The organism is Alteromonas sp. MmMcT2-2 (assembly GCF_022348305.1).
Classification (GTDB): domain Bacteria; phylum Pseudomonadota; class Gammaproteobacteria; order Enterobacterales; family Alteromonadaceae; genus Alteromonas; species Alteromonas macleodii.
Map to the genome: position 1 here is coordinate 53,213 of NZ_JAKRFA010000016.1, position 13,859 is coordinate 67,071.

The following is a 13,859-nucleotide window of genomic DNA, read 5'->3' on the forward strand; positions in this document are numbered from 1 at the left end:
TTGAATACCAAATGCTGGCGTTAATATGAACAGTGATTTATTTGTTAGCCATCGGCAAGACTTAAAAAAACGCGTTAATTATTGTCTTTTTTTGAGTATTTTGCGTTTTGATGTATCGCGCGAAACTTGCGCATTAACAAAATGATGACTAGCTTTAAGTTATCAAAATTTATACGGATATTGCCTGTTTGTCGTTCCTCAAATCCAGTTCATCCATCAGTGAAGCTAAGAGTACTTTAGGCTTAGCGTTAGTACTTGCAACAGTGCTTGTTGTACTTGTTGTTGGTTTGTTCGAAAGTAATATCAAAGCGACGGCTGAATCTCAAACTTTCACGGCATTAGAAGAGAGTGCCGCCAGTGCTGAAAATGCTGCAAACTCTCAGGTGAGAAAGTATATCAATGCGCTTAACTTTCTACATCAGACACCACCCATAAGCGGCATCGTCCGCGCGACTGAAAATGAAAATCTAGACCCCAAAGACGGTACGACGTTGGAACAGTGGAAGCAGCGACTAGAAACGATTTTCGTTGCTTTTATCGAAAATAACGAAGAAGTCGATCAATTAAGGATCATTCAAGCCAATGAGGATGGAAGTGAGTTTATTCGGGTGGAAAGAAACGGGGGAAGTGTTTTAGTAGTTAAGGACAACGATTTACAACCTAAAGCAGCGAGAAGTTACTTCATAGAGAGTGTTAAGCGCAATAAGGGCGAGTTTTATATTTCAGATATCAATTTGAATCGTGAATATGGGAAGCTCGAGTTTCCTTATAAAAGCGTTATTCGCCTTTCTCTTCCAATCTTCAGCAGCTCTGGTGAGCGTTATGGTTTTATAATCATGAACGTAAACGCCCAGTTTCTACTGTCGCAAATGGAACAAACGCTTGTCGGCAATCAATTGCTATTTGTTACCGACAGTGAAGGCTTTTTTGTAAGTCATCCAGACAGTGATAAGTCCTTCTCCAGAGATTTAAATCCTACGGTGAATTGGGCGAGCGAATTCGAAAGCCCTTCGAAAATAGGTAGGGCTAAAATTAAACAGACCGCACAGACAAACTCATCTTTGTATACGGTCACTCGTGCTTTTACGATAAATGGAAATCAGCAAACCGCCCCGTTTTTTCTTCATACGGCATTGTCTCAGTCAGAAGTGGCAGCCCTTATCAATGAGAAGAGGATTAGCGTTTACAGTGTAATTGGGGTAGTTACGCTAATTTTTGTAAGCGTTTTACTATTCGTACACCGAAGTAACAGTAAAAACATTGAGCTGGCTAAGGTGCGCGGTGAGTCCGTTGCTATTATCGCTATATCTAAAGATGCGATTTTTAGCGTAGATTCTGCTGGCGTGGTGAAAAGTTGGAATATGGCAGCGGAGTCACTTTTTGGGATCCCAAGCCAGCTTATTTTAAATCATCACTATTCGTCATTTGAGCAGCTTTCTCTATTAGGGCTTGAATCGGTTCTCACCAAAGGCGGAAAGCAAAGTACCTTTACAACCCCTTACACCGATGACGAAAAAGAAGAGCACACGCTACTTATAACCGCATCTACCATTTGGGGTGAACAATCACAGTTTTCAGGTGTTGCTGTTGTAATTAGAGATGTGACTGACGAACGAAAGGCAAAAGACGCGATAGAAAGGGTAAACCTGAAGCTTGAAGAAAAAGTGGTAAGCAGGACGAAAGAACTTGTTGAAGCGACGCAAGAGGCGCGAAAAGCGAGCAAAGTGAAAAGCTCTTTTATTTCCAATATTAGCCATGAAATGAGAACACCGTTAAACGGGGTAGTTGGCTCCTTGGCGCTACTTAAGCGTCAGCCCCTTAATGAAAAAGCTGAACAGCTTGTTTCCATGATGGAAATAAGCTGCAACAATCTCAGTGTGCTGATTAACGACGTTCTCGACTTGTCTAAAATTGAAGCGGGCAAGCTTGATATTAATAATCAATATTTTGATCCGCTTGCACTTATCGAGTCTATCGCCAAGGTCTTTGCCGTTAAGGCAGCTTCTAAAGGACTACAGCTTCTTGTTGATACAACAGGTCTTCCCCCGGTGGAAATAAACTCAGATCCACACAGAATCAACCAAATTCTTAGTAATTTATTGAACAATGCTATTAAATTCACTGAAGAAGGGCATATAAAGCTACAAGCATCGTTAAGTGATGTAGATGCGGGGACACAACAGCTTCATTTCAGCGTATGTGACACGGGCGTAGGGATAGCACAAGAAAATCAGCCCAAACTGTTTACCGCGTTTACGCAGGCTGATGCATCTGTTGCTACCCAATACGGAGGTACCGGACTTGGCTTGTCTATCTGCAAGCAATTGAGCCAGCTTATGGGAGGAGACATTACGTTCAATTCTGAAGTTGACATAGGCAGCACCTTCTCATTTTTCGTTACGCTTCCTGAAACAACGTACGACAGCGCGTTCGAGCATAAAATGGCGGTGGAAAACGAAAGTATGCTGCTTAATGGGATCACAATTGGTGTTTCTGCAAGTTATCCACCTTTAGAGGAAAACATCTGTTGTTTAGCCTTACACGTCGGTGCAGAGCCGCAAGTATTAGGTAAGCATTCTGAGTTAGGAACAGTACCTTGGACGCAATTAAATGCCATTATTGTGGACGAGGCCAGTTCACTCATTCGTGAGCTAGATGATATATGGCAGGCACAAGCTGCAACTAAAGACGCTGGTACGTTACCTGTGGTTTATATTCTTCAAAAACTAGAAGGGACACCTTTCCACTTTAATCACCTTGTGCCGCTTTACTTGCCAAAGCCATTATTCAGGTCGAGTTTTGCAATTGTCCAACAAGGGTTAGACGCTGCGCTGTCGGGATATACATTAAACCAGTCAGATATCTCATCAGGTAAAGGGAAAGCTGAGGACATCTCAAACGATGAAGGGGCAGCAGACGATACTGAGCAGCAATTGTCTATTGAGAATGCCAACTTATTGATAGTTGATGACAATATGATCAATCGCGAGGTGGCGAAGGGAGTGCTGGAAAGTTTACCTGTTAAATTCTTTACCTGCAGCGATGGTGAGGAAGTTGTGGCGTTCTTGACGAAATGTGAAAGCAAAGGCCGCAGAATTCACAGCATATTGATGGATTGTCAGATGCCTAATATGAATGGTTATGACGCTACCCGAGCCATACGAGAAGGTAAGGCAGGAGCGATGCACAAAGATGTACCTATAATTGCCATGACAGCCAATGCCATGCTCGGCGAAAAAGAGAAATGTTTAGAGGCAGGTATGGACGACTTTGCGACAAAGCCTGTCATGGCCGATGTACTTATTCCTAAAGTGAAACAATGGTTAGTGCATCAAATAACGGCATTAGCAAGTGCAGAGCTTAACGATACTGATACGAGGTCAGGTACCGGAATCACTGCCAGCGAACCCCCACTGGTTGACAGTTTGTTGAGTGCCATCTCAAAAGAAATGGACTGCGACACGCTATCGCATTCAAGAACAGAGGCTCAGTCAAGTAAAGAGTCTGAAGTAGAAATAGCCCCCACGATAAAAAACGCGAAAATAGCTAATGATATCGCCGCTCGCGAGGGCTCGGAGAAGGGGGCTGAAATTGATAACGTCAGTAAAACCCAAGCTTATGAAGACAATTCAGAGGGGCTTGATGGATGTTGGGAAAAAGACGATGCCATTGCTCGGATAATGGGCGATAAAGCGCTATTTTCCCGTGTGTGCGAGCTGTATTCCAGAAGCGCGCCTGACAAGCTTAAATTACTGCAGCAGGCTGTTGATAGTCGAGACTTCGAAAAGGTTCAGGTACTTTCATTGAAGCTCAAAGGTATGTCTGCAGATATTGGTGCCGTACAGTTACAACGAGACTTTGAGAGCTTATGGGAATTGTCAAAGGCGAAAAAGTGGGAAGACGCTGAAGCGCTACTCCCTTCCATCACCGATGATCTTAATACTTTCTTAGAGATCCTCGAGGTAGCCTAGCCTACCTAAGCTAATTGTGTCATCTTACGTCTAAGGTCGCGTAAAAATCGCATCAACAGAGCGCGTTGAATTGATTCTAGAAATCTGTAGTCAAACCATCTCACAGATTATGCGCGCACGTAAAACGTAGCTATTAGGAGTAAAGCTTTTGAACCCATCTCGTATTTTTCGCCAGCCGAATAAAATTCGACATGCACTGTATGCAATAGGCGCGCTTGCTGCATCGTTTGCCATTACGAGTGTTCCGGCATTAGCGGATGATTCCAAACAATTAGGAAAAACACCCGTAGCTATCGCTATTCATGGCGGTGCAGGAACCATTTTAAAATCATCGATGACGCCAGAAAAAGAAGCGGACTACAAAAGAGTATTAACCCAAGCGGTGCAGCATGGCTACGCCTTGTTGCAGAAAGGCGAAAAAGGTGAAGTGGCGGTAGTAGAAACCATCAAAATTCTTGAAAGCTCGCCGTTATTTAATGCTGGCATCGGTGCGGTATATACCTTCGACGGTGAGCACGAGCTTGATGCGTCGATAATGCACGGCGGCAGTAAAAATGCAGGTGCTGTTGCGGGGGTGAAAACAATAAGAAGCCCAATAGAGGCTGCGTTATTGGTAATGAATGAATCTCCACACGTTATGCTTTCAGGGAGAGGCGCTGAAGATTACGCAAAAGAAAACGGCCTTGAACAGGTAGACAACACCGTTTTTGATACCGAGTTTCGCAAGCAAGCTTTAGATAAAGCGAAAGCACGTATGCAGCAGGTATCGAGTGGTTACGGTTCGCAGCAAGGCAATGAGCGCTTTGGCACTGTTGGAGCCGTAGTATTGGATCAAGGAGGCAACATTGTCGCGGGAACATCCACTGGCGGAATGACGGCTAAACGGTACGGACGTATTGGAGACTCGCCTGTTATTGGAGCGGGTACCTATGCTGACAATGAAAGCTGCGCGGTATCGGCCACAGGACATGGTGAATATTTTATTCGATACAACGTGGCAGCAGATATTTGTGCGCGAATGAAGTACCAGGGTTTAACGTTAAATGACGCTGCGAACACTGTAGTTAACGACGTACTTGTAAACGCCGGTGGCGATGGCGGTGTGATTGCTATTGACGCTAAAGGTAACGTCGCTATGCCTTTCAATTCTGCGGGTATGTACCGCGCTAGTGTTGACATAAATGGTAAAGTTAAAGTGGCAATTTACAAGGACTGATCACTGAAAAACTATTTGTTATTTTAATGTTAAATGTGCTGGCTTGTATGCAACGAAGCGTCTAATCTTAAAGTGTGGGGGAAAATTGCTTTCACATGTGGTTAAAAATAATTGAAGTGCCGTAACGCCAATTAAGTCGCAGTATCGGTCACATTAGGCGCCACGGCTGGAGAATTGAAAATGGAATCGTTGCAAGTCAGTGATTATATGAATACTCACCCAGTGAAGCTTAATGTCGATATGCCCGTTGCGCAGGCTGTCGAAGTGTTATTAGCCAGTGGGCAGAGTGGTGGTCCGGTACTCGATAGCAAAGGTAGAGTGGTGGGCTTTTTGTCTGAGCAAGACTGTATCGCTCAAATGATTGCGTCAAGCTACTATCGCGAACAAATTTGTAGAGTAGGGGAAATCATGAAAACCCCTGTGATTTCTATCAAACCTTATATGTCGGTAATAGAGTTAGCGCAGTTGCTGTTAAAGGAAAAGCCGAGAGTTTACCCCATTGTTGATGATGACGGGGTACTGTTAGGCTCAATTAATCGAACGGCAGTGCTACGGGCTATTGATGTTCAATTAAATGATGGATACCAGCGCGCGGGTTAGACGTTGTTTGGGATAACGCACTTTTATTTAGCTTGGTAGGATTTAGTGCTGCAGGTAGCGTAATGAATGAAGATGCGGCGCTGGGTTAGAACGGCCAGAAGCTAGTGCGACGCCATGCATTTATCATATACCAGAAAGGAGGCGTTAAATTGCTTAACGCCTCCTTTTTATTTATTTACTTTTCGTATTATTTGTTACATGTGTGAGTGGCGTTCACGCTTGGCGCTCGCTAATTTTCTGATCGCATCTTTAAGTGAAGCACCAGCAACTAGCTTAAAGTTTTGGGTCTCGCTAGGCATGACGTTTCTTCCATCTTGTACTACCCAAAGCCCTTCGGTGAACCTTCCTCCCAAGTTAGCGTTGGTTACATCAAGCCCATCTGTTTCCGACACGCCGTCAATTTGCGTGGCTTTATCTGCCGTAATTTGAACAAGCCCCATCAGTTCCAAGACTTCAGGGTTCTCAGTGTGTACGTGATAGATAGCATAGCTGTTATTACCCTGACTCGATGCGATTAGGTAAGTTTGTGAATCTACATCAAACAGAGCCAGCCCTTCAATATCAGCTTCTACCGGGGCTTCTATCTTTGCGATGAACCGGGGCTGATTGCTGTATGTTGTTAAATCTAGAGCCCAGATACCAGCACCTTCCTCACCTAAGTATGCCGTGCTCGTTTTAGTATCCACAACACATCCTTCTGGCTGTGAGGGCAGTGAAAAGGACTGTGTTAAATGTCCATCAACAGATTTGTCTGGAGCGATAGACACGCTATATCGCTCGAAGCGGCCACTGGTGTCGTTAGCAAATACATGAGCTATTCCGCCTGACACAAACAGGCACATGCCGTATATATCATTGAGTGTAGTGCTTATGTGGCCAAGTTGAGTCATATGACCGCGTTTATCTATTTCAAATACAGACAAACTGTTATTCGACCGGTTTGATGCCACTGCGATATCGATAAGTGGCGTATCGCTTTGCAGAGCTTTGGTTTCTGCCACAGATACCTTGTATCCCACATCAACGTTATTCACTCTGCCAATAGGAAGGCTTTGCACTAGCTTGCCGGCTAAGTCATAGCTATTTAATGCGCCTTTTTTGTCGGTGCCGATTACGCGACTTTGTGAAGGGGAATTCGAGTTTACCCAAATGGCAGGGTCGTCAGCAGCGTCGCCATGATTTTCCACTGGGTCAGTTTCAACATCGGGTTTAACCTTGATAGTGAGGTTTGCATGTTGGGGTTCGCTGTTATCTGTATGCACTTCCTCTATGTAATTTTCTTTTGGCGAGGTGGCTTTAATATGGGTGTCGCATTGTCGATTAAGTAAAGCTGCGCTTAGTTTTGAGGGAAGTTCGGCAGAAAACACGTCGCCTGATTCATCATCATCAACAACAAGAGAAATATGCGTGCCTTCTTCACTTAACGACAGGTGAATGAATTCAGGCTGAATAAAAGTAGACTTGTTGGTTGCGTTCACCTGGCGATCTGCTGAGTCACTTTCGTTCGCCGTATTCATTAGCGAGACAAATTTCGTAAGACATGGCGCTTTAAGCCATACCCCGCTGGCATCCGGGCTCACCCAGGCAGCGATATCCACGCCATCTACCGTCGTTGAAGATAGGGTGGCTACACCTTCAATGGCAACATCTTGATCGTGAAAAATAAGGGTTTTTGCTAGCTCACTTTCAATATCGGTATCTAATTGCCACACACCGGCAAATTCGTCAGCAAGGTATAGCGTTTCGGTGTTGGCATTTATCGCGCAACTTTTAATGCCTGGACCTATCGCAAAGTCTCTAAGCGATAAAAAGCGCCCGTTGTAAAATTCATACTGATTCAGCGTGCCGGTCGCATCGATATTAACAATTTGCAGTTCGCCAGCGCTTGATGTTGTAGCACAAATGGCTTCAGAACCTTTGGTCAATTGAGTTTGCGGTTGGTAAACCTCAAGAGACGCGGCGTTAATGCGATACACCTTTATGTACTGGGTGTTGTTATTGAACACTACTAAAGACACCCATTGTTTTGAATTAGATTCCACAACTTCGGCACGTGCTAAGGTGTAATGTCCCGCAATGAAGTGCTTTTTTCCTTCAGAGTTACTTAGTGAAATACCCTTATGTTCGTTAACGTTAATGTTGATAGCGTGGGTGTCATCGTAAACTTTATGTTTGTTGTTGGCGCGGGCGTCCTTGCTAGTGTTGTTAGCATGGGTGTCTTTGTAAGCGTCTTTGTAAGCGCTTTTGGTGTTGGAATGGTCCGCGTGCGTTTGGTAGTGCAGAGTCAGGATTAGACCATTTTTTAGCTTTGTTAGCGGTAATGCGATGTCTTGGCTTTCTGCTTTTACTAGCTGGCTTTCGCTGTGCGCTAACTTGATATTTGCATGGGTATCTGCGCTGGTATTGGTATCGTGAGAGGCTGCGCAACTGAACAACGTCAAAAGTGCGCTTGAAAGTGCCGCTGTGGTAAATGTGGTTTTAAAAACTGTTTTGGTGTGACGCTGATTGGTCATTGTTGTTATTGTCCTGAAACTTACTGAGATCAAACCATGCATGGCGCATCGACTAAAACATGGCTTACAGATTATTAAGAGCAGGTTTGAAGGCCAAATTACCTACGGCCTTCAAACCCGATAATTAACTTTCGATATACCTGCCTAGTTAAGCTGCCAAGTAAAGCCAAGTTCGAACGTGCGGCCGTATTCTTCATACTGCGCGTTTTGGTTGCGCGTATCGAAATAGTTGTAGAAAGGTTCGTCACCTAAGTTGATGCCGTTGAAATACACCTGCATGCTGTCGTTGATGTAGTAGCGCGCCATGAAATCAACCTGTACGTGGTCGTCTTCAAATCTGAGCATGTCACCATCAATCTCTTCGAAATTGTCGCTTTTATAGGTGGTGGCTAGACGTACACTGAAGTCATTCGCTTCGTACCCAATGGTGATGTTGCCAATACGGTCTGATTGATTTGGTAACTGGGTTTCAAATTTTTCGCCATCTAAGAAGGTAGTCGCTTCAGAATCAGTAAAAGTAGCATTGGCGGAAACAATAAAACCGTTATTGAAAGCTTTCACCCAAGAAAGTTCTAAGCCGGTTAAATCGGCAGAGTCGCCGTTAATTGGCTGTATGACCTCTTCAAAACCTTCCCAACCGGTTGTACCTGCAACATCAGCGTACACAACGAAGTTATCGATATTCTTGTAGAACAGCCCTGCTGAAATTACACCGATGTCACCAGGATAGTATTCAATCGACAAATCAACGTTTTGTGCTTCGTAAGGCTGAAGGTCAGGGTTACCAACTTCCGCCTCTCGTTCAGTTACAAATACGCCATCATCTTCTTCTGTTTTACTCTCGATGATTTGAAATGCCGCTACATCTTCAAATTTTGGCCTTGAAATAGTTTGGGTGTAGGCAGCGCGAAGCTGAAGTTTATCTGAAACAGTGTATCTGGCATTTACACTGGGTAACCAATGATCGTAGTCGCGCTCTGCTTCCCATGGCGTATTTACCACTTCTTCCACGTCGGTTTCTTCGTTTTCTACAAGCTCTACTCGCATACCCGATGTAGAAAAGTCAGTACGTTCATAGCGTACGCCTGCTACCAAATGAAGTTTATTTATATCTACGCTGCCCATGATATAAGCGGCAAAAATATCCTCTTCATTCACATAGGTCGCGCCACGAGATTCTACTTCAGAATTTAGGCTGTCTAATTCCAAGCTCTTGCGGTTTTCGTTAAAGTAGTTACGCATTTCACTTCGATTAAGCCCAGGCCCAAAGTTATCAAGAGAGTAATCTGGACTGGCAGCTCCGAATTGCGAAGCGTCTAAGTCGTCGAAGTCTCCATCAAAAATAGCGATGCTGCTGTCGCGGTCTTTTTCTCGGCTTCGGTATTTCGAGCCAATTTTTAACTCACCGATATAGCCACCAAGGTTGATGGGGCGGGCGGCGTCGAATTTAATACTGGTTTCGGTATCTTTCGTGTAGTTATCTTCAAAGCTTATCTCATCGACTTCATAGGTTGATAAGTCCATGGCATCAGCGTTTTGTGACACGGTTGGACGCATAGTATTTAAGTCTGCGTCGATACTGTCATTTTCGGTTTTGAATACGTAATACAGTGCATCTGGCTCGTCTTCATCAGACTTTGCATAACCGAGCTGCCAGTTTGCTTTCCAGGTATCTAATTGGTGTTCACCACCAAGCGCCACAGTAAAAATACTCTGGCTTTCAAAGCGGTCTTTACTTTCTCTTTCTATTTCTGAGTCTTCGCCATCGAACGTGAATATATTACCTTGACGGTATTCGTCGTCAGAAAACTCACTGTAAAGTGTGCGAAGAAAATATTGGTTGTTGAAGTCAGGACGAAAATCGATATTTAACGCACTACCCAAACGTTCGCGAGTGATCGTGTAGTGACGTTGCTCAAGCTCATCGTCACCGTTACTTTCAACATTGTCTGAACCAAAATCTCGGTCAAAGTAGGAAATAGCGCCAGCCACCCCCCATTCAGGGGAAAGCTTCTTGGTAAACGTACCAGAAAGCTTTGGACTGGTTTCATCGCGTAAATCATTTTGACTGGCTTGCACGGTAATGCTCGCGGTATCACGAGCCTTATCAAACGCACTCACGCTTTTCACCGCGACTGAACCACCAATGGCGTCTCCGTCCATGTCGGGCGTTACCGATTTAGATACCTCCAACGTTTGGATGAGTTCAGAGGGAATAACGTCAAGGGCTACTGAACGTACGCCTGATTCAGGCGAGGGAATATTCAAGCCGTTAATGGTTACGTTATTCAAGTTGGGGTCGATACCGCGTATGCCGACGAAACGACCTTCACCCTGATCTCGCTCAATCGACAAGCCAGGTAAACGCTGTAACGACTCAGCAGCATTTTGGTCTGGAAATTGTCCAATGGCATCTGCGGATACAATAGACGAAATACGATCTGACGTTCGCTGCTGGTTTATGGCACTTGCCTGACCACTTCGTTGACCACGCACCAAGATCTCATCGATAGTATCGCCGCTGCCAAACTCCACGGCTGCGCGCGCAATGCCGTTGTCCGTCACTTTTATCGCTTGCGTAACCGTTTCCTCACCAAGATAAGAAATTTCTAGCGTGTAAGTACCCTCTGGAATAGAGGGAAACCGAAATGTACCGTCTGTGCCAGCTTCAGTAACCAGTCCTAATTCTTTAAGCTTAATTTGAGCACCGGTATAGCTGCGCGTCTGTGCGGTGTCTTTTACTGAACCGATAATTACGCCATCAGCAGCTGAAGCAGGTATAGCGACGCTAAGGCCCATTGCCGCTATGCAGGCAAGTGTTAGAGAAGAGTACGCGGTTTTAATTTTCATTTATTTTCCAATTAATTAAGCAGTAAAAAGGCGTTTTGAATAAGTGCTAAGTAAGTGAATGAGTACCCTAAGAATGCTGCATGACAGTTATATGACGATTTGATGGAACAAGCGGTACACAATCGGTAATTGTCGCCTATTTGCAATTGGCTGAGCTAAATTGACCCTTGCTTAAATTACTGATTTTGTTTGGTTTATGTGTCTTTTTTTATGCTCCTAAAGTTCGCTGCCATCAAGATGTCACATTGCTGAGCCAAACTGACCCTCGACAGTTTCATCAGATTTGGGCAAGACTCTCGTTTTGTTATGAGCGCTGGCGGTGGCCGGACTAACGCGTGATGTATCCAATTCAAGAGATTTCCAAAGAGAGCACTATGTTTACCTTTACAAATTCAACACAATTTAGGCATCACAAGCTTTGGCTAGCATTTACATTTTGCGTAGTGGCGTTAGCGGTTTGTTTAGCTTTTATGTTTGGCAATGCAAAAGAAAGCACCGTGATATCAGGCCTCGATATTGTGGGGGAAGGAAGCATTGCTTTTTTAACTTTGGCGTGGATGCTAGCTGCGCTTGCCAGCCGTCCTCCAGGTAAAGTAACGAGCCTTCTCACGGTAGGACTCGGCTTCTTTCTATTTTCAGTCAGTTTAGATTTCTTGGATGAGTTTTTTCATTATCCCGAAGAGGCTTATTGGCTAAGCATGATTGAGTCTTATCCTGCGGCTGTGGGTATGGTAGTAATGACCGCGGCACTGTATCAGTGGCATCTAGAGCAGCGCGCGTTAAATTTGCAATTACGACGCAGAGAATGGGACTTTCGCGATCACGATGCTATCGATCCCATCACTCAGCTTTACCGCGCAGAATATTGGAAAACACAAATTAATAAATTACAGCAGTCTGGCAAGTCAGCTGTCATCGCCATTATCGATATCAATAACTTTTCTTTGTTCAACCAAAAACATGGGTATACAGAAGGCGATAGGTATCTGCACGATATTGCGCAATTGGTGATTATGAATTTGCGTCAGCAAGATTTAGCGTGCCGCTATGCCGGTGATAGGTTTGCTATTTTGATGCCAGACGTCTCGCCCATGCAGGCTGACGTTATTCTCAACGATATCAAAGTGAGCATTCAGCACCTTGCGTTTAGACACAGTCAAAATGCAAACGCTATTTACACCACCGCTCGCAGTACTCAAGTGACTTTGTTACCTAACCAACGCCTTGCGACAGTGCTTAACACCATGCTCTTAGAACTTGAGCGTGCCCATGGTAGCGCAGCGTAATTAGGCCGGTTTGGTCAGTGTATTTGGCGATAGTAATTGGTAGGGGTAACCGGTGAAGATGAATGAAGATGCCTGCAACGAGTAACTTATGGATTTAATGTTACCAAGACTAAACGCACTACGAGACTCTGAGGACGAAGCAGCAATTGCGGGTGCTGAGTACTGTCATTCAACTCGTCTTTCTGGAGTGGGTGTCTCTCTAAAAGATGATGCTAAAGCGCTTGGCATGGGTGTCATCGATAGTGCTGGTAGTGCTGATGTAGTGATGTCTAGCCAAGATAAAGTAATAGTTGGGTATTGGTTAGTGAGGGCAGCACTTAATGTGGCGCTCTCTCGTGGCGCGAATAAAAATAAGCTCTTGCGCGGTACAGGAATTTTTGAAGACGCGTTGCAACACTATTCACTACTAAGCACAAAGCAATACTCATCGCTGTTAGTGAACGTTCAAAGTCAAGCGAGAGGCGGCGACGTCAGTTTTTTGCTGGGAGGGGCTTTCGCCTCGCAGTGGCCATCTAGTCCACTTAATGCGCTCAATGCATGTGAAAATGTAGAGCAGCTACTTTTACAGCTGACTCAACGCCACACATACCGGTGGTGTAGCCTACCGCTCTGTCAGTTTCAGCGTTTTGAGAACGCGGACCAAATAATGTTAGTGCCTCAGTTTACAGGGGTAAGCAGCAAACAGCTTCAGTTCTCCATTGAAGTGGCATTCGCAAGCGTTGTTGCACTTATGAAAAGTATAGCGAATAAGCGAATTCCTTTATCTTTCTCTTTTACCGAGAGTCGACCAAGAAATATTGCTGATTACGAAACCCACCTTGGGCTTAAGTTATCGTTTAATCGCGCTTTTAACAGTATTTGCATTGAGAAAGACGTATTACGCCAATCTTTGGAGCTAATAGCTCAGTCGGATTGTTCTGCTGAATCACATGTTTCTCTGGAAGGTGTCGTTAGTAACAGCGCAACGCAAACAAAAGAAGGGGCTTCTATTGAATTGCAAAATCGCTTGTCTTTGCCTGATTTTGTGAGGCGTTATGTTTATGCATCCTCCAACACACAGGCAGCAAATATCGGACTACCTGAATTAGCGGAAACCTTAAACGTCAGTGTGGCTACGCTAAAGCGGAAACTAAAAGAGTACGGCACTAGCTATCGCGCGCTCTGCGAGGAAGTACAGCGCAATCATGCACTTTTACTTCTTTCGGTGCACAAAGTGAGTAACGAGACGGCGGCCAATGCAATGGGCATTAACGATTTACCTAACTTTCGACGAACGGTAAAACGGCTTACAGGTAAAACCCCTAGCGAGCTTAGAATTTAACGTGAATGACTGATAGCGCCTGTCCATATTTCTACGTAACAGAGCTATGCCACACACTTATGCCAAACATTTATGCAACACTGCTATGAAAAAAAGCTAGGC

General features: G+C 44.6%; 7 protein-coding genes. 5 read left to right on the top strand and 2 right to left on the bottom strand.

All coding sequences use genetic code 11. The features are described from left to right. Window positions 1-188: 188 nt before the first annotated feature. The 3 genes from MHM99_RS11295 to MHM99_RS11305 all read left to right on the top strand — a co-directional run bounded on the left by MHM99_RS11295 (window position 189) and on the right by MHM99_RS11305 (window position 5,787). Complete coding sequence (locus MHM99_RS11295; protein ID WP_239219364.1) at window positions 189-3,971, top strand: ATP-binding protein; 3,783 nt, start codon at window positions 189-191, stop codon at window positions 3,969-3,971. Between the two features lie 148 nt (window positions 3,972-4,119). Beyond that, window positions 4,120-5,187, top strand: coding sequence for an isoaspartyl peptidase/L-asparaginase (locus MHM99_RS11300; RefSeq protein WP_239219366.1), 1,068 nt, complete (start codon window positions 4,120-4,122; stop codon window positions 5,185-5,187). A 180-nt stretch (window positions 5,188-5,367) separates the two neighbouring features. Continuing rightward, on the top strand, window positions 5,368-5,787 hold the full coding sequence (locus MHM99_RS11305) for a CBS domain-containing protein (RefSeq protein WP_014949170.1): 420 nt from the start codon (window positions 5,368-5,370) through the stop codon (window positions 5,785-5,787). A 194-nt stretch (window positions 5,788-5,981) separates the two neighbouring features. On the opposite strand, the gene MHM99_RS11310 is transcribed toward MHM99_RS11305, so the two are convergent. Further along, window positions 5,982-8,300 (bottom strand): phytase, encoded by a 2,319-nt coding sequence (locus MHM99_RS11310; protein ID WP_239219368.1) that lies wholly within the window; start codon window positions 8,298-8,300, stop codon window positions 5,982-5,984. A 144-nt stretch (window positions 8,301-8,444) separates the two neighbouring features. Continuing rightward, complete coding sequence (locus MHM99_RS11315; RefSeq protein ID WP_239219370.1) at window positions 8,445-11,150, bottom strand: TonB-dependent receptor; 2,706 nt, start codon at window positions 11,148-11,150, stop codon at window positions 8,445-8,447. Window positions 11,151-11,524: 374 nt separating this feature from the next. Here MHM99_RS11315 and MHM99_RS11320 point away from each other — a divergent pair, with 374 nt between their 5' ends. Next, window positions 11,525-12,436, top strand: a complete 912-nt coding sequence (locus MHM99_RS11320) for a diguanylate cyclase (RefSeq protein ID WP_039227197.1) — start codon at window positions 11,525-11,527, stop codon at window positions 12,434-12,436. An 88-nt stretch (window positions 12,437-12,524) separates the two neighbouring features. After that, window positions 12,525-13,757, top strand: a complete 1,233-nt coding sequence (locus tag MHM99_RS11325; RefSeq protein WP_239219372.1) for a helix-turn-helix domain-containing protein — start codon at window positions 12,525-12,527, stop codon at window positions 13,755-13,757. The last annotated feature ends 102 nt before the right edge of the window (window positions 13,758-13,859 follow it).

Excerpts from the sequence above, each read along its gene's own strand:
- MHM99_RS11305 (WP_014949170.1), top strand. The coding sequence starts at position 5,368 with ATGGAATCGTTGCAAGTCAGTGATTATATGAATACTCACCCAGTGAAG.
- MHM99_RS11310 (WP_239219368.1), bottom strand. The coding sequence starts at position 8,300 with ATGACCAATCAGCGTCACACCAAAACAGTTTTTAAAACCACATTTACC.
- MHM99_RS11315 (WP_239219370.1), bottom strand. The coding sequence starts at position 11,150 with ATGAAAATTAAAACCGCGTACTCTTCTCTAACACTTGCCTGCATAGCG.
- MHM99_RS11320 (WP_039227197.1), top strand. The coding sequence starts at position 11,525 with ATGTTTACCTTTACAAATTCAACACAATTTAGGCATCACAAGCTTTGG.
- MHM99_RS11325 (WP_239219372.1), top strand. The coding sequence starts at position 12,525 with ATGGATTTAATGTTACCAAGACTAAACGCACTACGAGACTCTGAGGAC.